The organism is Streptomyces deserti (genome assembly GCF_054782695.1).
Genome location: NZ_BAAGRZ010000003.1, coordinates 276,139 through 295,170 on the forward strand (window position 1 = coordinate 276,139; position 19,032 = coordinate 295,170).

A 19,032-nucleotide genomic window follows, 5' to 3' on the forward strand; every position below is an offset into this window, starting at 1 on the left:
GTTCCCGGCGTATGGGGCGTCCCACGCCGCCGATCCTCCCACAGCGGCCTGCGGAGATCGTCGCCGTAGGATGCGGGAGACAGATGGGGGTACCCCCCGCTCGGGCGAAGCCGGGAGCGTGGGGGAGGCAGGCGGCTTGATCGGGAGCAGTAGACCATCGTGAGCAGCGAGAACTCTTCGGCGGACGACGTGCGGCAGGTGTGGGACGTCGTCGTGGTGGGCGCGGGACCCGCGGGGGCGTCGGCCGCCTACGCGGCGGCGGTCGCGGGGCGGCGCGTGCTGCTGCTGGAGAAGGCCGAGCTGCCCCGCTACAAGACGTGCGGCGGCGGCATCATCGGCCCTTCGCGCGACGCGCTCCCGCCCGGCTTCGAGCTGCCGCTGAAGGACCGCGTGCACGCGGTGACGTTCTCCCACAACGGCCGCTTCTCCCGCACCCGCCGCTCCAAGCAGATGCTGTTCGGGCTGATCAACCGGCCCGAGTTCGACCAGCAGCTCGTGGAGCACGCGCTGAAGGCGGGCGCCGAGCTGCGCACCGGCGTCACCGTCCAGCGGGTCGAGCAGCACGGCTCGGCCGTACCGGACCGGCGTACGGTCGCCGTCGTCCTGCAGGGCGGCGAGGTGGTGCTCGCCCGGGCGGTGGTCGGCGCGGACGGCAGCGCCAGCCGCATAGGAGCACACGTCGGGGTGAAGGTCGACCAGGTGGACCTCGGCCTGGAGGCGGAGATCCCGGTTCCGGAGACGGTCGCCGAGGACTGGAAGGGGCGGGTGCTCATCGACTGGGGCCCGATGCCCGGCAGTTACGGCTGGGTCTTCCCCAAGGGCGACACGCTGACGGTCGGTGTGATCTCGGCGCGGGGCGAAGGTGCCGCGACCAAGCGGTACTTGGAGGAGTTCATCGGCCGGCTCGGCCTCGCCGGGTTCGAGCCCAGCATCTCCTCGGGCCACTTGACCCGGTGCCGTGCCGACGACTCGCCGCTGTCCCGCGGGCGGGTACTGGTGTGCGGGGACGCGGCGGGGCTGCTGGAGCCGTGGACGCGCGAGGGCATTTCCTTCGCGCTGCGGTCGGGGCGGCTCGCGGGGGAGTGGGCGGTGCGGATCGCCGAGGCACACGACGCCGTGGACACGCGCCGGCAGGCCCTGAACTACGCGTTCGCCGTCAAGGCGGGCCTCGGCATCGAGATGAGCGTCGGCAAGCGGATGCTGGCGGTGTTCGAGCGCCGCCCCGGGCTGTTCCACGCGGCCCTGACCGGCTTCCGGCCGGCGTGGAAGGCCTTCAAGGACATCACGCGGGGCTCGACCTCGCTGGGCGAGATCGTCCGCACCCATCCGCTGGCCCAGCGCGCCCTGACCGCGCTGGACCGCCGCACTCCGGCGGAGGGGGAACTCGGGTCGTGACGCCGAGTAGCTGATGCGCGGTTCCTGGCGCTCGGTTCGTCCGCGCGCAGTGTGTGACGCCCGGTTCCGCACGCATTTTGTGGCGCTCAGTTCGTGATCGTGATCAGGAAGACCGGGTGGTCGGGGGCGATGCGGCGCAGCTCGGCCTCGGGGGAGTCGGGGCCGACGCCGTTGAAGAAGACCCCGACCTCGGCCTTCCAGCGCTTGAGGTAGGCGCGCAGGAGGGGCGGCTTGTCGTCGTCGGCGACCTCGGTCGCGCGGAACACGTCCACGCGCTTGCCGAGGCGCAACTCGCCGCCGCCGGCCGCGCGCATGTTGTGGGTCCACTGGAGGTGGCCGCGCGGGGCGACCAGGTAATGCCGTCCGTCCACGGTCAGCAGATTCACGGGGGTGGTGCGCCACTGGCCGCTCTTGCGGCCGCGGACGGCCAGGACCCGGGAGCCCCAGATGCTGACGCCTCGGCGGGCCAGCCAGGCCACCGTGCGGTTGAAGACGTTGCGGGTGAACCAGCCGGGCTTCTGGACGTGCGTGGACATGTGGGACCCCCAGGACTTATTTGCGTGAGAGCTGTGCTCTCGTTTGTGAGCACTGCTCTCACTTGCTTGATGAGCAGTCTGCACGAGTTCGGTGATCCAAAGCAAGAGCACTGCTCTCGCTCTCGGTTAGCGCTCTCTTATCTGTGCACTGCTTACCGGCGTGTGCACCGCTCACCGTTATGTGCATCGCTCTGCTTTGTGTGCACCGCTCTGCTTTCATGGGACACTGCCCGGCATGAGCACCGCACACGGCGCCCGTGCCCGGGCCAGGATCGAAGTCACCGCGGCCATCAAGCACGAGGCCCGCAGACAGCTCGCGGCGGAAGGCGCGGCCAAGCTGTCCCTGCGGGCCGTGGCCCGCGAGCTCGGCATGGCCTCGTCCGCGCTGTACCGTTACTTCCCCAGCCGTGACGACCTGCTGACCGCACTCATCATCGACGCCTACGACTCCCTCGGCGAGACCGCCGAGGCGGCGCACGACGCGGCCGTCGACGCCGGGCCCAGGCAGCGCTGGACCGCGGTGTGCGAGGCCGTGCGCGGCTGGGCGCTCGGCCACCCGCACGAGTACGGGCTCATCTACGGATCACCCGTCCCGGGCTACACCGCCCCCGAGACCACCGTCCCGGCCGCCGCCCGGGTCGGCCGGCTCCTCATCGGCATCGCCCGCGACGCCTACCAGGGTCTCGGCCTGGCCAAGCCCCGACTGCCCGCCGAGCTCCGCCCCGAGGCCGAGCGCATGGCCGCCGACCTCGCCCCCGACCTCCCGCCCGAGACGGTGACGGCACTCGTCGCCGCCTGGGCCCAGCTGTTCGGGCTCGTCGGCTTCGAGGTGTTCGGGCAGTTCAACCGGGTCGTGGAGGACCGCGAGACGTTCTTCCGGCACGCGGTGGACCAACTCGCCCAAGGGGTGGGGCTGGTGTATCCGCAGGAGGGGGCGGCCAGGTAGGCCCCGGCTTCTCAGGCCACCGGCACCGACGGCACTCCCGGCAGCTGCGGGTCCTGCCGCAGCACCCCGGCCAGGTCGACGCAGCCGAGGGCGCCCATCAGGACGGCCGGCGCACCGGCCCGCCCGGCCAGGACCGGCTGACGGCACCCGACGGAACGCGTGCGGCTGGCCGTCGTACCGAAGGGCATCCGGCGCAGCGTTCCGCTGATCACCGCCGCGGCCGGGATCCTCGCGCTGTCCTTCTGTCGTACGCCACCGGAGGTGTGGTCTTCCTCAAGGAACTCGGCATCGGTACCGCCCTGACGATCCTCGTCGACGCCACCCTCATCCGGGTCGTGCTGCTGCCGGTGACGACGCGGCTCGCGGGGCGCGCGAACTGGTGGGCGCCGCGGCGGCTGCGGCGCCTGCGAGTGAAGGAGACGCAGGTCGCGGACGTACTTCAGCGGGAGTACGTGTGATCACCACGCGCGGGTGACGCCGCCCGGGGGCCGCGGCGTCTAGCGTGGCCGTCATGGAGGAGCAGCGTCTGCGCGGCGGCGGCCCGCCGATGTGGTGGCGGCACGGGCCCCCGTGGTGGAACCGCTGGGGCGACGAGGAGCAGGGCCCGCGGTGGCCCTGGCGCTCCACCGTGCTCATCACCGTCTTCGTGCTGGTCGGCTCGCACTTCGCGGCCCAGGAACAGGAGGGCGAACGGGCCGCCCTGGACCCCTTCGCGCGTCTGCTGCTGCTCGCGGCGGCGGTCCTGCTGCTGTGGCGGCAGCGGTATCCGGTGGCCGTCGCGTTCGGCACGGCGGGTGCCGCCATGCTCTACCTGGGCGCCGGATACCCGTACGGGCCGGTGTTCCTGGCCGTCGCCCTGGGCTTCTTCAGCGCCATCGTGGCAGGGCACCGCAAAGCCGCCTGGACTGCGCTCGGCATGCTGTGGGCCGGGCACGTGCTGGTGGCGCACTGGCTGTACCGGTGGCTGCCGCCGTCGGGGGACTCGGCCGCCTCCTGGGGGACCGAGATCGTGGTCGTCGCCTGGGGCGTGGCGATCGTGGCGGTGTCGGAACTGGCCCGGACCCGGCGGGAGCAGTGGGCGCGGGAGCGGGCCGAGCGTGCGCAGGCGGCGCGGCGGCGCGCCGACGAGGAGCGGCTGAGGATCGCGCGCGAGCTGCACGACGTGCTCGCGCACAGCATCTCCGTGATCAATGTGCAGGCGGGGGTGGGCCTCGCGCTTCTGGACACCGACCCCGAGCAGGCCCGTACGGCGCTCACCACCATCAAGGCCAAGAGCAAGGAGGCGCTCGGCGGGGTGCGCCAGGTGCTGGACACGCTCCGTGCGCCCGGTGACGCGCCGCGCGCGCCGGCTCCCGGGCTGGACCGGCTGCCGGAACTGGTGGAGCAGGCGGCGAGCGCGGGCCTCACGGTCGAAGTCCACGGGAAGCCGCCCCGCCTCGCCCCCGGTACGGACCTCGCCGCCTTCCGCATCGTCCAGGAGGCCCTCACCAACGTCGTACGGCACTCGCGGTCGCGGCACGCGCGCGTGCACCTCGACCACGACGGCGGTGCGCTGCGGCTGTGCGTCGACGACGACGGGCCCGCGACCGGTGCCGACGCGGGCGGCAGCGGCAACGGGCTGGCCGGAATGCGGGAGCGGGCCGCCGCGCTGGGCGGCACCATCGAGGCGGGCCCGCGCCCCGACGGCGGCTTCCGCGTGCGCGCCGTCCTGCCGCTGACGGCATCCGCCGAGCTCAAGGAGGACGAACGGTGATCCGCGTACTGCTCGCCGACGACCAGTCACTGGTCCGGGCCGGATTCAAGGCGCTGCTCGACGCGCAGCCGGACATCGAGGCGGCCGGGGAGGCCTCCGACGGCGAGGAGGCGCTGCGCCGCATCCGCGAACTGCGGCCCGACGTCGTCCTGATGGACATCCGGATGCCCCGGCTGGACGGCCTGGCCGCGACCCGCCGCATCACCGAGGACACCGAGCTGAAGGACGTGAAGGTGGTCATGCTCACCACCTTTGAGCTCGACGAGTACGTCTTCGAGGCGATCCGCTCCGGCGCCTCCGGCTTCCTGGTCAAGGACACCGAGCCGGACGAACTCCTGCGCGCCGTACGGGCGGTGGTCGCCGGCGACGCCCTGTTGTCGCCCGGCGTGACCCGCCGCCTGATCGCCGAGTTCGCGGCCCGCTCCAAGGAACCGGCGGCCGCCGACGCCCTGGCCCAACTCACCGACCGGGAACGGGAGGTGATGGCCCTGGTCGGCATCGGCCTGTCCAACGAGGAGATCGCCCGCCGCCTCGTCGTCAGCCCGCTCACCGCGAAGACCCACGTCAGCCGCACGATGGTGAAGCTGGGCGCCCGGGACCGGGCCCAACTGGTCGTGCTGGCCTACGAGTCGGGGCTGGTGCGGCCGGGCTGGCTGGGCTGAACAGGCGGCAGGGCGCTGCCCTTCGCGTCCTGGTTCCGGAACCGTACGAGCACGTTGACGACGCGGGCGGCGAACAGCACGGCCGCGAGCCCGGTGTCGATGACAAGCCGACACGTCTATCCAGTGCGGCGCGGTTTCGTGCCCTTCTTATGGTGGGCTGGGCGGCAGTTCTTCGAACCCGCTGGCCGGCCGGGCCCGGACGAGACGGTTTCGGTGCCCCGGCCGGAGAGCCGGTCTTCGTGCACAGGTTCCTGAACCCCTGCGAACACGGGCGGGTGCAAGCCTGTTCGGCTCGGTCGGCTTGTCCCAGGGACGCCGGAGGTCGGTGGCCAGTGGCCGGGCGAGCCGGAGCTGGGCATAGGCAAGCGATCACCAGCACGTCCACCGGTCCCGCCTCTGAGCTGCGAAGCCGGGACTGGTCCACCCAAGTGTCTGCTTGGACAGAGTGGGGCGTTGGCGCGATCCCATCCGCGTCAGACGCGGCGGGCAGGGGCCATCCCATGCTCGCCCACGTGTGCGTCGGGGAAGGACCTGTCGCCGAAGAGGATGCGGCCGGCTGCGGCCCGGCCGAGCGGCGTGCGCAGCAGGGTGAAGGCCGCCGCTGCCATGGTTGGTGTGCGGACGTGGGCCAGCCCCCTGCGCAGCATGAGCCGTCCTTGGAAGCGAGTGCGCAGCGAGGCTCCGTCGTAGTGGGCCAACACGTCCGGTTTCCCGGACCGCAGCGCGTCGTCGAGGACCGCGGCCGCGTGTTCCGACAGCCGCAGGCAGGGGTCCAGGCCGCCGGCGGTGAGCGGTGAGACCGCACCCGCAGCGTCGCCCACCAAAAGCCCGTCCGCGCAGTTGATCCGGCGCAGTACGCCACCGACGGGTATCGGGCCTCCGCGCCGTTCCACCACCTCGGGACGCTCCACGCCGGACAGTCCGGGTGCTGAGGCACTGAAGCGCTGCAGGGCCTGGCGCAGTCCGGCCGGGAAGCGGTCGGCATAGCCCGCCACACCGAGATGGGCGTGCTGCCCGTCGTTGACCACCCAGGCCAGGTAGCCGGGGGCGAGCGTGGGGTCCAGGACGCAGTGGAAGGTCGGCGGCTCGTCGTCGCCGGGGAGAGTGAAGACCTCCTCGGCCCCCACCAACAGGTGCTGGTTGCGGTCGAGGTCGAGGTCGCGGGCGACCGTTGAGCGGGCTCCGTCGGCGCCGACGACGAAGCGTGCCCGGACCGTCATCGGCCCGTCACGACCCACCAGGTGAAAGGTGTCGCCCTGACGGCCGGTGTAGCGCGTGCCCAGCGCCGTCCGCACTCCGGCGTCGACGGCGGTGGCCGCCGCCGCTGTGTAGAGCGGGGCCATGTCGCCCACCCGGTACTCGTCGCGGGCACTGACCAGGCTGACCGGGCGGCGCAGGCCAGGGGGGTAGAGCACCACTCGTCGAATCGGGGGTCCGAGATGCTCGGCGGGCAGTGGAAAGTCGTCGAGTGTCTTCCGCACGAAGATTCCGGTCGTGCGGATCGCGCTGGCCAGACTGGCTCGCCGGTCGACCAGAAGCACGTCGTGGCCTGCGCGGGCGAGAAGGGTGGCGGTGTGCAGGCCGGCGAGTCCGGCGCCGACCACCAGGACGTCGGTACTGGCCGTGACCGGGACGCTGTGGGCGGTGCCGGCTGTCTTCATGGTCTGCTCCCCGGGGGCCTCGTTCATCGGTGACCTGCGTGTGCGGGCCCGTCCGTCGGCTGCTCGGCCTCCCAGCGCAGCAGGTCGCCCGGCTGGCAGTCGAGTGCCTCGCAGAGCGCGGCCAGCGTGGTGAAACGCACCGCCTTGGCGCGGCCGTTCTTGAGTACTGCCAGGTTGGCGGGTGTGATGCCGACGCGTTCGGCGAGCTCGCCCACGGACATCTTCCGCCTGGCCAGCATCACGTCGATGTCGACGACGATCGGCATCAGATCACCTCTTCCAGCTCGGCCCGCATCCGTGCCGCCTCCACGTCGCGCGCGACAGCCTGGGCGAGCAGCATCCGCAGCACGAGCACGATGAGGGCGACGCCGAAGACAGCCAGGGAGACACCGCCCAGAAGGAGCACGATGCCCGGGGCCACGGCCTCGCCGGGCGCGAGCACCACTCCGAGCGCGAACACCAGCAGCGCGGCCGCGACGAAAGCGCCGATCACGAGGTGCACGTAGCGGAACGCGGCGTGGGAGAACACGGTTCCGCGTCGCACCATCGTCACCAGTTGCCATACGCAGACCAGGACGACCTGGACCGTCACGATGCCCAGGACCACGATCACCAGGATCGGGACGTGTCGGTCCGCGAGGACGCTGTCGTCCAAGTCGTCGGCCAGCAGCGCCACCATCACCGTCTGGACGAACACCGAGCCGGCGAGCAGTGCCACGAGCACGGCGCGCAACGCGAGCACGGTCAGCTTTCCCATCATTGCTCCCTCGATCGAAACACGATGGGAATCTATCGAGATTCGATAGACGCACGCAAGGCGGCCCTGTGGTGGCAGTGCGCGGAGCCGTAGAAGGTCGGGCGGAGTCGTGGACCCTCGGAGTGCGGGTTCGGCCTGTACGCCGGCGTTCGGTCCGGCTCGGTCGCACCGTCTCCGGGCTCGCCACGGCAGTGGGGGCCCGCCCGTTCCCGTGTGCGGTTTCTGCAGGGCGAACCGGTCGAGGACGTGCGCACGTCGATCCTGCGCTCGTGGCAGCGCTGCCGATCGCTGGCCCTCTCGCCGGACCAGAACGACCTCCCCTTCCGGGACGACTTCGACCCGGACAGCCGGCTCGTCAGCCGGCCGACCACGGTCTCGCACGTTCCTCAGGCGGGCTGACGACCAGCATTCCCTCGCTGTCGAGCAGGGGCAGAAACCTCTGCCGGTGCTGATCACGGCCGGGCAGCGAGGCGATTCCCCGCAGTTCGAGCCGGTCCTGGAGGCGATCCGGGGGCCGCGGATCGGTCCCGCGCGGCCCGCCGGCGACCGGACCGGGTGCGGGCCGACAAGGCGTACGACTCCCGCCGCAACCGTGCCTACCTGCGAAGACGCGGAATCGAGGCGGCCATTCCGGTCCCGGCTGACGCATCCGCAACCGCCAGAAGCTTGGCTCCCAGGGCGGTCGACCGCCAAAGTCCGACCAGACCGACTACCGCGAGCGGCATGCCGTCGAGTGCGGGATCAATCGGCTCAAGCGCCACCGGACCGTGGCATCAAGCTCGCTGTCCGCTACGAGGCGGCCGTGCTGGTCGCAGTCCTCGACGAGTGGCTGTGACCAGCACTTTCCCGGCAGACCCTAGTCGCGGACCGCCACGGGCTCCGCTTCCGCCTCCGCCACGGTGGACTTGGCGACGATCACGGACGGCCGCGGCCGACGGCCCCGCAGCCCCGTGAGGCTGATCAGCAGACCGGCGACGGCGATCAACGCCACGACCACCAGCCCGGGCCGGTAGCTGTCGAGGACGGCCTGCGGAGTCGCTTTCTCCGGGGCGTTCGCGGTCACCACGGCCGTCACCACGGCCAGGAAGATCGCGCCGCCCACCTGCACCGAGGTGTTGAGCAGGCCGGAGACCATGCCCTGCTCGTGCTCGTCCACGCCGTTGGTGGCCTGGACGTTGAGGGAGGGGAACGTCAGCGCGAAGCCCGCGCCGACCAGCAGCATCGTCGGCAGGATCACCGCCGCGTAGACCGGGTTCAGGTCGATGCGCAGGAACAGCACGTAGCCGGTCACCATCAGGGCGAAGCCGAGCACGATCAGCCGCGCCGTGCCGAACCGGTCGATGACGGCCCCGACCTTGGTCGCGGACAGCGCCACCAGCGCGCCCGCCGGCAGGAAGGCCAGCGCCGTGTGCAGCGCCGACCAGCCCAGCAGCTGCTGCATGTACAGGGTGACCAGGAACTGGAACCCTATATAGCTGCCGACGAACGTCAACGCGCCCACCTGCGCCCGCACTTGGGGGCCGGAGCGCAGTACCCCGAGCCGGACCAGCGGGCTGGCGCTGCGCCGCTCGACGGCCACGAAGGCCGCCAGCAGGACGACGACCGCGGCGAAGGACAGGATCGTACGGGCCGAGCCCCAGCCGATCTCGGGCGCCTGGACGACGGTGAAGACGAGCAGCAGCATCGAGGCGGTGCCGAGGACGGCGCCGGGGATGTCGTAGCCACCGGCGCCGCGCTCGCGCGCCGTGCGCGGCAGCAGCTTCAGGCCGGCCAGCAGGGCGATCAGGGCGACGGGAGCGGGCAGCAGCATCGTGAGCCGCCAGCTGGCTTCCGTGAGCAGGCCGGAGAACACCAGTCCCATCGAGTAGCCGGCGGCCCCGCAGGTGGTGTAGATGGCCAGCGCCCGGTTGCGCAGCGGGCCCTCGGGGAACGTCGTGGTGATGATGGACAGGCCGGCGGGCGCCGTGAAGGCCGCGCTCAGGCCCTTGATGAAGCGGCTTGCGATCAGCAGCGGGCCCGAGTCGACGAGCCCGCCGAGCAGCGAGGCGACCGCGAACACGGCCAGGGCCACCAGGAAGACCTGGCGCCGGCCCAGCAGGTCGGCGGCGCGCCCGCCGAGCAGGAGCAGGCCGCCGTAGCCCAGGATGTAGCCGCTGACGATCCATTGCAGCGCCGAGGTGGACAGGCCAAGGTCGGCACCGATCGACGGCAGTGCCACGCCGACCATCGACACGTCCAGGGCGTCCAGGAACATCGCGGCGCAGAGCACCAGCAGGGTGCCCCACAGCCGGGGAGTCCAGCGTCCGTCGGACGCGGGGGTGGTGAGCGGAGAGGTCATGGACCGAGAGACTACATGCGCATGCATGAGATGCAACCGCATGTTTTCTCTGCTACGGTGCGGCCCATGACGGCGAAGCAGGCCGAGCAGGCGCTCGTGGAACAGTGGCGCGACATCCTGGCGCTGCACGCGCGTACGCAGTGCGAACTCGACCGCGCGCTGAGCGGGCACGGCCTGTGCGCCAGCGACTTCGAGGTGCTCGACGTCCTGGCCGAGGGCACGGCGCCGGACTGCGCCGCCGCCTACCGCGTCCAGGAGATCTCCGAACGCGTCCACCTCAGCCAGAGCGCGCTGTCGCGGCTCATCGCCCGCCTGGAGAAGGACGGGCTGGTCGAGCGCCGCATGTGCCCGGAGGACCGGCGGGGCGTGAAGGTCGCCCTCACGGCGAAAGGGCGCGCGCTGCACGGTGAGGTGCTGCCCGTGCAGCGCGCGGTACTGGCGCGGACGCTCGCGGACGGCTGATCCGGTCGTCCACGCCGGACCTCAGCCGACGGCCGGATCTCAGATGACGCCCGAGGCCTCCCGCCACAGCGCGGCCAGCGCGGGATCGCCCGTCACCGTCGGCACCGGCACTCGGTTCCACAGCGCCAGATACAACTGCCCGGCCGGACCGGCCAGTTCGCACTCGGCGTGCCCGGAGGCGTCCCGCGTGGCCACGGGCGGCTCCTGGGACAGCCGTACGGTCCACACCGCGTCCGCGTCGCCGTCGACGCTCTCGGCGCGCACCCGCAGGACGCGCGGCCCGGCCGTGCGGACCCGGCTCTTGGGGCGGGCGTGGAAGCCGCGCAGCAGTTCGTCGATGCCGTCCACCGCGAAGTCCACCGCGAAGTTCGCCGCGAAGTCCGTGGCCACGGCGTCCGGACTGCCGCCGCGCGCCGCCTCCGCGTCGAAGCGGTGCACGGCGGTCTCGTGTGCCTGACGGCGGGCCCAGAAGGCCAGGGCTGAGGGCGAACCGGGCAGGAACGTGAAGCACTCGACGTCGGGCGGCGCGCCGGTCAGTGTGCCGACGAGACGGCGGTGGCTGTCGCGGTACCACGCCACCAGGTCGGCCCCGTCCAGGTCCGGGGGTTCGCCCATCGGTCGGCCCTCGGTGTGCCCTTCGGCGACGAACGCGGCGGCCCAGCGGTGCACCACGCCGGTGTGCCGCAGCAGGTCGCGCACCTGCCAGCCGGGGCACGTCGGCACCTCGGCGTCCACTCCGGCCTGCTCGGCGGCCTCGGCCAGCAACTGGCCCTCTTTGTCCAGGATTTCCAGGAACTGGGCGGTGTCCATGGCGCCGAGTCTGCCGTATGGAGCGCACTCCAGAGCAACGTGCTTTCGAGGGCCGGACGCCGGAGCCCTACGGCAGCGGGGTCCCGCCCGTCGCGTTGACGATCTCGGCGGTGATGTAGGACGCCTCCGGGGAGGCGAGGAAGACGTACGCGGGAGCCATCTCGGCCGGCTGCGCGGGCCGCCCGATCGGCGCCTGCTTGCCGAACTCCTGTGTGTCCGGCATGGTCGCCGGGATCAGCGGCGTCCACACCGGGCCCGGCGCCACCGCGTTGACACGGATGCCCTGCCCGATCAGCATCTGCGCCAGCCCCTGGGTGAAGGTGACGATGGCGCCCTTCGTCGTCGCGTAGTCCAGCAGGTGCGGACTGGGCTTGTACGCCTGCACCGAGGTCGAATTGATGATGCTGCCGCCCTCCGGGATGTGCGGCAGGGCGAACTTGCACAGCCAGAACATGCCGTACAGGTTGGTGCGCATCACCCGGTCGAACTGCTCGGTGGAGATGGCCTCGATGCCCTCGGGCTGCGACATCTGGTAGGCCGCGTTGTTCACCAGGACGTCGATCCGCCCGAACTCCGCCACGGCCCGCTCGACCAGCGCCCGGCAGTTCTCCTCCTCCCGGATGTCGCACGAGACGGGCACGGCACGCCGGCCGGCTTCCTCGACCAGGCGGGCGGTCTCGGCGGCCTCGTCCTTCTCGCCGTCCAGGTGTGTGAAGAGCACGTCGGCCCCCTCACGGGCGAAGGCCAGCGCGACCGCCCGCCCGATCCCGGAGTCCCCACCGGTGATCACGGCCTTGCGGTCCGCCAGCCGGCCGCTGCCCCGGTACGACTCCTCGCCGTGGTCCGGGGGCGGGTCCATGGGGCCGGTCCAGCCGGGGTGCGGCTGGTCCTGGGACGGGAACTCGGGGGTCGGGTGCTGCTCGGTGGGGTTCGGCTGCTCGGTCACGGGTCTTCCTCCTGGTCCGTGGGTGCGACCGGTATTGCGCCCGGTGCTCGACGGGCGTGGGATCGAGTACCCCGGCGGCGCGAAGCCGATCAGGCCGTTCGGGTACGGCTCGGTCGCGGCACCCCGGCGCTTGTGCGCCGCTGCCTCGAACGGGCGGACACCCGAGGGACAGGGGCGCCGTCAGCCCCCGGCCGCGCGGCGCGTCGCGAACCCGATGACCGCCGCGACCGCCGCGAGCACCGCCACGCTGGTGAGCGCCGTCGGCAGGCTGAACCAGTCCGCCATGAACCCGATCGCGGGCGGCCCGAGGAGCATGCCGCCGTAACCGAGTGTGGAGGCGGTGGCGACCCCGCTGGGACCGGCGAGCGTCCCCGCGCGCTCGACGGCCACCGGGAAGAGATTGGCGAGGCCCAGCCCCGCGACCGCGTAGCCGAGCAGCGCCGCCCACAGGGAGGGGGCGAGCGACCCGAGCAGCATGCCGGTGGCCGCGGTGGCGCCGCCCGCGACCACGGTCCGGGTCCGGCCGAGCCGTTCGAGGAGTGTCGTGCCGGTCAGCCGCCCCACCGTCATGGCCAGTGCGAAGCAGGAGTAACCGGCAGCCGCTGCCCCCGGCGAGGCGCCGAGGTCCTGTTCGAGGTGCAGGGCGCCCCAGTCGGCCAGCGCGCCCTCGCCGTACGCCGTGCACAGGGCGATCAGCCCGAAGACGATCACGAGTCCGCGGGTACGGCCGTCCAGTCGGCGCGGGGCACCGGCCCCGGTCTCGGTCCGTACCCGGTCCGGCGGTACGGGCGGCTCGCACCGCAGGAGCGCGCGCCCCGCGACGGCGGTCACCAGCAGCCCGACGACGGCGAGCCCGAGCAGGTGCCGGGTGGGGGAGAGCGAGCCCGCGACGAGCCCGCCGAGCCCCGCACCGATCATGCCGCCCAGGCTGAAGGCCGCGTGGAAGCTCGGCATCACCGGCCGCCGCAGCGCGGCCACCAGCTCCACGGCGGCGCTGTTGAAGGCGACGTTGATGCCGCCGTAGGCGGCGCCGAACAGGAGCAGGACGGCGCCGAGGGACAGGGCCGAGTGGGTGAGCGGCGGGAGGGTGACGCTGAGGCAGAGCAGGACGGCGCAGACGACGGTGACCTGGTAGTTGCCGTAGCGGCGGCAGAGGCGGCCGGTGAGGATCATCGTGACGACGGCTCCGGCGGAGACGCCGAGGAGGGCGAGGCCCAGGGCGCTGGCTGAGGCGCCCGTCTGCTCCTTGATGGCGGGGATGCGCACGACCCAGCCGGCGAAGACGAAGCCGTCGAGGGCGAAGAAGGTGGTCAGGGCGATACGGAGGCGGGTGAGGTCGTCGCCATTGCCCGGCACGGCGTTGTGCGGGCGGGATTTGTTTATTAGCGGCACAAAGTCAGGCTAGGCAGGTGGCGCGGCCGGGGCAAGAGGGTCGCGCCTGTTCGCGGTCCGGTCGGCCCGGCGGATGCCGGGCGCGGCGGGAAGCTGCCGGCCGGGTCGCGGGCGTCCCCCGCCGTCATGCTCACGCCCGCCGCCATGCTCGCCCCGCCACAGCCGCCATGCTCACCCCCGCCCCATGACCCCCCGCTCCCCGCCAACATGCTCATGCCACGGATACGTCATCGGCATGGCGGCGTAACACTCCTGACGGAGGCTCATCTCGCACCTTCGGTCTCATCAGCAACTCGCCCCCCACGTGACCGGGTTGATCGGACGTCGCGTCCGGGACACGGGCGCGCGAGCGAGGAGGAGTGGATGGCTGCGGAGAGATCCTCTGCATCTCGGCGTGACTTCCTGCGGTCCGTCGGGATCGCGGGCGGCGCGGGAGTGCTCTACTCGGCGATGGGCGCGCTGGGCGTCGCACCCGTGCCGGACGTACGGGCAGCGCAGTACCGGGCGCCGAGCGAGAGCGACTTCACGCTCAGCGGGCGCGGTGCCAGGAAGGTCCTGGTGCTCGGCGGTGGAATCGCCGGCCTGGCCACCGCGTACGAGCTCGGCAAGGCAGGCTATGACTGCCGGATCCTGGAGGCGCAGGACCGGCCCGGCGGCCGCAACTGGACCGTGCGCGGCGGAACGTCCCTGATCGATCTGGACGGGCGGGAACAGACCGCGTCCTTCTCCAAGGGCCAGTACATGAACGCGGGGCCCGCCCGGCTGCCCCAGTCGCACGTGACGCTCGAGTACTGCCGCGAACTGGGCGTCCCCGTCGAGGTGTTCACCAACCAGAACGCCAACGCGTACATCTACCACGAGAGCAGCGCCGCCCTCGCGGGGCAGCCGATCCGCTGGCGCACCGCGAAGGCCGACGTCCACGGGTACGTCTCCGAACTGCTCGCCAAGGCCACCGACCAGGGTGCCCTGGACGCGGAACTCACCGCCGCCGACAAGGAGAGGCTCATCGCCTTTCTGCGGAACTTCGGCGCCATCAAGGGCAAGGCGGACGGTTACGCCTACACCGGCACCGACCGGCGCGGCTACTCCGTCGAGCCGGGCGCCGCTTTCGAGGAGGGCACGGTGCTGGGGCCGGTCCCCTCGCTGTCGGACGTCATCGCCAGCGGCGTCGGGCAGCGCTTCTCCTTCGAGTTCGGCTACGACCAGGCCATGCTCATGTTCCAGCCGGTCGGCGGCATGGACGCCATCCCGTACGCCCTGGCCGAGGCGGTCGGCCGGGACCGGGTCACGTACGGCGCACAGGTGCTGGAAGTCAGGGACCTGCCGGACGGCGCCGAGGTCGCCTACAAGGACGCCGGGGGGCGTACGCGCACCCAACGGGCGGACTTCGTCGTCGCGGCCGTACCCCCCATGGTCATGGCGCGCATGAAGCACAACCTCGGTGCGGACGTCACCGCCGCACTGAAGTACGCGGTCGCGGCACCCGTCGGCAAGATGGGTCTGGAGTACCGCAGCCGCTGGTGGGAGACCGACGAACAGATCTACGGCGGCATCACGCCCACCGACACGGACCTGGCCACCATCTGGTATCCGTCCTACGGCCACTTGGGCCGCCGCGGCACCCTCATCGGCTACTACAACTTCGGCGCGAACGCCCTCGCCTACAGCGCCCTGCCGCACGAGGAGCGGGTCGCGCGGGCGGTGAGCCGAGGTGTGAGGATCCACGGCGAGAAGTACCGCACCGAGCTCGCCCACTCCTTCAGCGTGGCCTGGCACCGCACCCCGTACATCGAGGGCGGCTGGGTGAGCTGGCCCTCGCAGAGCGGCCCGGAGTACAAGCTCCTCAACCAGCCCGCCGGGCACGTGTACTTCGCCGGGGACTGGCTCAGCCACGTCATCGCCTGGCAGCACGGCGCGTTCACCTCGGCCCGCAAGGTCGTGACCGACATCCACGAGAGGGTGATGGCCGCATGAACCGGCGTACGAAGATGGTCATCGGTACGGCCCTGACCGCCTCGCTCCTCACGGGCGGCACCGCGCTCGCCGACGCCAGGGGCTGGTGGCCCGGCCCGAAGGAAGTGCGCGTCATGCTGCCCGACGGGCAGTCCAACCCGGCCATCGCGAGCGGCGTGGCGACCGGCGGGGAAGTGGGCCTGTACCAGAGCAGCGGCCTCGGGCCCTCCGCCCTCAACTCCTCGGCGCCGGAAGGAACTCCGGAGCGCTACACCGACCCGTCGCACACCGAGGGCGCCCAGGGCGTCACGGTCACCGAGGCGCAGGCCCTCGTCGTACTGCGCGCCATCAAGACCAACCTGGAGGCCGCGGGACTCACCCCGGCCGACGTCATCACGATGATGAAGCCGCCCGGCGCGCAGAGCGCCGACTACGCGGGCTGGCACCCCGGGCGTGCAACTGGGCCAGGACCTGACCACCCACCTGCAGGCCACGCAACGGCTGGAGTTCGGGCACGCGACCTCCGCCACGGGGCGTGCCTACCAGGACGTCGAGGAGATCTACACCAAGGGCGGTTTCCACCTCGTCGCCACCCCCTTCACGGCGCTTGCCCTGCTGGGCGCGGACCCCGGGCTCGCGGACGACCCGCGTGTCACCGCGCTCATGCCCCCGTGGGACACCGCGCTCGTACGCCAGCAGGCCGGGCAGCCGCCCACCGGCACCCAACTGGCCGCCCTGGACCAGGAGATGACCATCTACCGGCGGATCCTCGCGGGCGGCGGACTGGTCGCGCTCGGCACGGACCAACCGCTCGTCCCGGTCGGGCTGCACCTGCATCTGGCCCTGCGCGCGCTGCACCGCGCCGGCCTGTCACCGGCTGAGACGCTGCGGACCGCCACCCTGCTGCCCGCGCGGGTCTTCGGTGCCGACGCCGGCCTGGGCACGGCGGAGGCGGGCAAGCTCGCCGATCTCACGATCGTGGACGGCGACCCGTTCAGCGACTTCGACACCCTCATCCGCACGGCGGCGGTCCTCCGCGGCGGCGTCCTCGTCGAGCAGGCCGAGCTGGTCGACGCCTTCGGGTCCGACACCGCGCGGCGCTACGACTCCCGGCGGTCCGCCTCGGCCGAGGACTGGCTGGAGGTCAGCCGTCACATGCGGCGCGAGGGGTGCTGCGATCCCCAGAGCGGGGGCTGAGCAGCCGCTCAGGAGACGTCGGTCACCGAGAAGACCCCCGGCCCGCTGACCCCGTACAGCACCCCGCCCACCCGCAGTGGCGGCACCGGACTCGGCGTGAGCTCCTCGAAGGAGCGGCCCTCCGTGTCGAAGGACGGGGCGGTGCGCCCGATCTCCTTGCCGGTGCGGGGATCGAGGGCGAGGATGCTGGTGTCGGGCATGGTGACGTACAACCGGCCGTCGTGGACGGCCGGTTCACTGAAGACGCGCAGTTCGCGCGAGCTGGTCCACAGCGGCTTCCCGCGCTTCAGATCGAGGGCGAGCAGGGTCTCGTTGCCGTGGTCGAAGAGGTACATGGTGTCGCCGTGCACCAGCGGCGGCGCCTCCGGCTGCACGCTCCAGGGGAAGTCGACACGGCGGGTCTTCCCCGTGTCGAGGTCCTGGATGAAGAAGGCGGCGGACACCCCGGTGTCGTTCTCCCAGCGCGCGTAGTACGCCGTGCCGTCGTGGACCGTGGCGAGCCACAGATCACCCTCGGGTGCCTCGACACCGCCCAGCGTCCTGCCGGTGCGCGCGTCGAGGCGGGCTATGCCGCCGGAGCCGCCGCGCAGATCGGCGTAGAGCGTCCCCTCCGGTCCCGCGTGGAAAGAGGCCGGTGAGGCGGAGGTCAGCCGGCGCCGCCACAGCTCCTCACCGGTGCGCGGCTCGTGCGCCGTATAGCGGGCGGTGTCGGACGGCTGGTGCGCGTCCAGCCGTACCAGCAGGACGCCGCTCAGGTACGTGAACTCGCCCACCGGACCGTCCAGATGCCACAGCCGCCTGCCGGTCCTGCCGTCGAAGGCGTCCACTCCCTCGGAGCGGTCGGCGCTGTCGACGTACACCACACCGTCGTGGACGACGGGCTCACCCAGCGAGAAGCCGTCGACCTCCTTCTCGCTCATGGGTTTCGTCCAGTCCACCCGGCCCGTCGCGGGGCTCAGCCGCATCAGGGCGACCCGCGTGGAGGAGCAGAAGACGCCGAGCGCGTCCGGTGTGCACGCCGTGCCCATGGCGAACGGATCGTCCTTGTCCGGCTCCAGCGCGTTGTGCCACGGCTTCCAGCCCGGCGGCACCGCACCACGGGGCGTCGACTGCGGGGCGGCCCGGTCGCTCTCGCCGACCGTGCTCGCCGGGGCGTCGCCCAGCAGGGCCGCCGCGGCCGCGCCCGCCGTGCCGAGGAGGACGGCGCCGACGAGGGCGGCCCACAGCCTCCTCCTGCGCCGCTTCTGCCCGGTCTGTTCGGATGACGTCAGCGTGGCCGTCCCCGACGGCACGGTCCCCGGCTGGGAGGGCTCGTCACCGGGCGCCTCGTCGCCCCCCTCACCGGACAGCTCCGCCGGCAGCCCGGCCAGGGCGTCCAGCACCTCGCCCGACGTCGGCCGGTCCACCGGGTCCTTCGCCAGGCAGGCCGACACCAACGGACGCAGCGCGTCCGGCAGTTCGCCCAGTTCGGGCTCGTTGTGCACGGTGTTGTACGCGGCGAGATAGGCGTTCTCCGCCTCGAAAGGGCTGCGCCCGGTGGCCGCGTACACCAGCACCGCGGCCAGCGAGAACACATCGACGGCGGGCCCGACCTCGCGCGGGCGGCTGAACTGCTCCGGCGCCATGAACGGCGGCGAGCCCATCACCATGCCGGTCTGGGTACGGACCTCACTGGTGGCCGCGCGCGAGATGCCGAAGTCGATGACGCGTACCGCCCCGTCGTCGCCTCCGCCCTCCAGCAGGAGCACGTTGCTGGGCTTGAGGTCGCGGTGGACGACCCCCACGCGGTGGATCTCCCGCAGCGCCTCGGCGAGTTCGGTGCCGAGCCGGCGCAGCGCGGGCCAGTCCAGGGGACCCGACTCGGCGACCCGCTCAGCCAGCGTGCGACCGGGGACGAACGCGCTGGCCATCCAGGGCCGTTCCGCGTCCGGGTCGGCGTCCACGACCGGCGCGGTGAACGCACCGCTGACCCGGCGCGCGGCAGCGATCTCCTGCCGGAACCTGGCCCGGAACTCGGCGTTGTCCGCGTACCTCGTGTGCACGACCTTGACCGCGACGGCCCGCCCCGACGGGGACCTGCCGAGGTAGACGACGCCCATGCCGCCCGTCCCGATCTGCGATTCGATCCGGTACCCGCCGACGGACCGCGGATCGTTCTCGCGCAGGGTCACCGCGTCTACCTCCACCGGTTCCGGCCCGGACGGTTCCGTTCCGGACCCTTGCG

General features: G+C 72.2%; 18 protein-coding genes and 3 pseudogenes. 9 read left to right on the forward strand and 12 right to left on the reverse strand.

All coding sequences use genetic code 11. The features are described 5' to 3' along the window. The first annotated feature begins 159 nt into the window (after nt 1–159). Nucleotides 160–1,395 (forward strand): geranylgeranyl reductase family protein, encoded by a 1,236-nt coding sequence (locus ACYVMZ_RS09530; protein ID WP_461077613.1) that lies wholly within the window; start codon nt 160–162, stop codon nt 1,393–1,395. A gap of 86 nt (nt 1,396–1,481) precedes the next feature. Here ACYVMZ_RS09530 and ACYVMZ_RS09535 read toward each other — a convergent pair whose 3' ends face one another. Further along, nucleotides 1,482–1,931: a nitroreductase family deazaflavin-dependent oxidoreductase gene (locus tag ACYVMZ_RS09535; RefSeq protein WP_461077615.1), complete on the reverse strand. Its 450-nt coding sequence runs from the start codon at nt 1,929–1,931 to the stop codon at nt 1,482–1,484. Between the two features lie 235 nt (nt 1,932–2,166). Here ACYVMZ_RS09535 and ACYVMZ_RS09540 point away from each other — a divergent pair, with 235 nt between their 5' ends. Next, complete coding sequence (locus tag ACYVMZ_RS09540) at nt 2,167–2,877, forward strand: TetR/AcrR family transcriptional regulator (RefSeq protein WP_461077617.1); 711 nt, start codon at nt 2,167–2,169, stop codon at nt 2,875–2,877. Between the two features lie 11 nt (nt 2,878–2,888). On the opposite strand, the gene ACYVMZ_RS09545 is transcribed toward ACYVMZ_RS09540, so the two are convergent. Then, nucleotides 2,889–3,089, reverse strand: a complete 201-nt coding sequence (locus ACYVMZ_RS09545) for a hypothetical protein (RefSeq protein ID WP_461077619.1) — start codon at nt 3,087–3,089, stop codon at nt 2,889–2,891. A 51-nt stretch (nt 3,090–3,140) separates the two neighbouring features. On the opposite strand from ACYVMZ_RS09545, the gene ACYVMZ_RS09550 reads away from it, so the two are divergent. Genes ACYVMZ_RS09550 through ACYVMZ_RS09560 form a run of 3 tightly spaced genes read left to right on the forward strand, consistent with a single transcriptional unit; the run spans nt 3,141 to nt 5,292 of the window. After that, nucleotides 3,141–3,335: a hypothetical protein gene (locus tag ACYVMZ_RS09550; protein ID WP_461077621.1), complete on the forward strand. Its 195-nt coding sequence runs from the start codon at nt 3,141–3,143 to the stop codon at nt 3,333–3,335. A 53-nt stretch (nt 3,336–3,388) separates the two neighbouring features. After that, a complete protein-coding gene (locus ACYVMZ_RS09555; protein WP_461077623.1) occupies nt 3,389–4,630 on the forward strand; it encodes a sensor histidine kinase in 1,242 nt (413 codons plus the stop codon). Beyond that, the gene (locus ACYVMZ_RS09560; RefSeq protein WP_461077625.1) at nt 4,627–5,292 is read left to right on the forward strand and encodes a response regulator transcription factor; all 666 of its coding nucleotides are present in this window, start codon (nt 4,627–4,629) and stop codon (nt 5,290–5,292) included. The genes ACYVMZ_RS09555 and ACYVMZ_RS09560 overlap by 4 nt, the downstream gene beginning before the upstream one ends. Here the strand turns inward: ACYVMZ_RS09560 and ACYVMZ_RS09565 are convergent. The 5 genes and pseudogenes from ACYVMZ_RS09565 to ACYVMZ_RS09585 all read right to left on the reverse strand — a co-directional run. Next, a pseudogene (locus tag ACYVMZ_RS09565) lies at nt 5,253–5,381 on the reverse strand (DUF6332 family protein); the annotation flags it as partial. The gene ACYVMZ_RS09560 and the pseudogene ACYVMZ_RS09565 sit on opposite strands and share 40 nt — an antisense overlap. Nucleotides 5,382–5,408: 27 nt before the next feature. Continuing rightward, a pseudogene (locus tag ACYVMZ_RS09570) lies at nt 5,409–5,736 on the reverse strand (NF041680 family putative transposase); the annotation flags it as partial. 29 nt (nt 5,737–5,765) lie between these two features. Beyond that, complete coding sequence (locus ACYVMZ_RS09575; protein ID WP_461077627.1) at nt 5,766–6,953, reverse strand: FAD-dependent oxidoreductase; 1,188 nt, start codon at nt 6,951–6,953, stop codon at nt 5,766–5,768. Between the two features lie 23 nt (nt 6,954–6,976). Then, nucleotides 6,977–7,219, reverse strand: coding sequence for a helix-turn-helix domain-containing protein (locus tag ACYVMZ_RS09580; protein WP_461077629.1), 243 nt, complete (start codon nt 7,217–7,219; stop codon nt 6,977–6,979). Continuing rightward, the gene (locus ACYVMZ_RS09585; protein WP_461077631.1) at nt 7,219–7,710 is read right to left on the reverse strand and encodes a DUF2975 domain-containing protein; all 492 of its coding nucleotides are present in this window, start codon (nt 7,708–7,710) and stop codon (nt 7,219–7,221) included. The genes ACYVMZ_RS09580 and ACYVMZ_RS09585 overlap by 1 nt, the downstream gene beginning before the upstream one ends. A 213-nt stretch (nt 7,711–7,923) precedes the next feature. Here ACYVMZ_RS09585 and ACYVMZ_RS09590 point away from each other — a divergent pair, with 213 nt between their 5' ends. Then, on the forward strand, nt 7,924–8,109 hold the full coding sequence (locus ACYVMZ_RS09590) for a hypothetical protein (protein ID WP_461077633.1): 186 nt from the start codon (nt 7,924–7,926) through the stop codon (nt 8,107–8,109). Between the two features lie 457 nt (nt 8,110–8,566). Here ACYVMZ_RS09590 and ACYVMZ_RS09595 read toward each other — a convergent pair whose 3' ends face one another. Beyond that, entirely contained in the window at nt 8,567–10,048 is a 1,482-nt protein-coding gene (locus ACYVMZ_RS09595) for an MFS transporter (RefSeq protein ID WP_461077635.1), read from the reverse strand. Between the two features lie 66 nt (nt 10,049–10,114). Here ACYVMZ_RS09595 and ACYVMZ_RS09600 point away from each other — a divergent pair, with 66 nt between their 5' ends. Continuing rightward, the gene (locus ACYVMZ_RS09600) at nt 10,115–10,510 is read left to right on the forward strand and encodes a MarR family winged helix-turn-helix transcriptional regulator (RefSeq protein WP_461077637.1); all 396 of its coding nucleotides are present in this window, start codon (nt 10,115–10,117) and stop codon (nt 10,508–10,510) included. A 39-nt stretch (nt 10,511–10,549) separates the two neighbouring features. Here the strand turns inward: ACYVMZ_RS09600 and ACYVMZ_RS09605 are convergent, their stop codons facing one another. The 3 genes from ACYVMZ_RS09605 to ACYVMZ_RS09615 form a co-directional block, all read right to left on the reverse strand. Next, nucleotides 10,550–11,320, reverse strand: a complete 771-nt coding sequence (locus ACYVMZ_RS09605; protein WP_461077639.1) for a maleylpyruvate isomerase family mycothiol-dependent enzyme — start codon at nt 11,318–11,320, stop codon at nt 10,550–10,552. Between the two features lie 67 nt (nt 11,321–11,387). Beyond that, nucleotides 11,388–12,266, reverse strand: a complete 879-nt coding sequence (locus ACYVMZ_RS09610; RefSeq protein ID WP_461077641.1) for an SDR family oxidoreductase — start codon at nt 12,264–12,266, stop codon at nt 11,388–11,390. Between the two features lie 180 nt (nt 12,267–12,446). Then, the gene (locus ACYVMZ_RS09615; protein ID WP_461077851.1) at nt 12,447–13,622 is read right to left on the reverse strand and encodes an MFS transporter; all 1,176 of its coding nucleotides are present in this window, start codon (nt 13,620–13,622) and stop codon (nt 12,447–12,449) included. A gap of 399 nt (nt 13,623–14,021) precedes the next feature. Here ACYVMZ_RS09615 and ACYVMZ_RS09620 point away from each other — a divergent pair, with 399 nt between their 5' ends. Then, nucleotides 14,022–15,632 (forward strand): flavin monoamine oxidase family protein, encoded by a 1,611-nt coding sequence (locus ACYVMZ_RS09620; protein WP_461077643.1) that lies wholly within the window; start codon nt 14,022–14,024, stop codon nt 15,630–15,632. 423 nt (nt 15,633–16,055) lie between these two features. Further along, a pseudogene (locus ACYVMZ_RS09625) lies at nt 16,056–16,808 on the forward strand (amidohydrolase family protein); the annotation flags it as partial. Between the two features lie 8 nt (nt 16,809–16,816). On the opposite strand, the gene ACYVMZ_RS09630 reads toward ACYVMZ_RS09625, so the two are convergent. After that, entirely contained in the window at nt 16,817–18,979 is a 2,163-nt protein-coding gene (locus ACYVMZ_RS09630; RefSeq protein ID WP_461077645.1) for a protein kinase domain-containing protein, read from the reverse strand. Between the last annotated feature and the right edge of the window lie 53 nt (nt 18,980–19,032).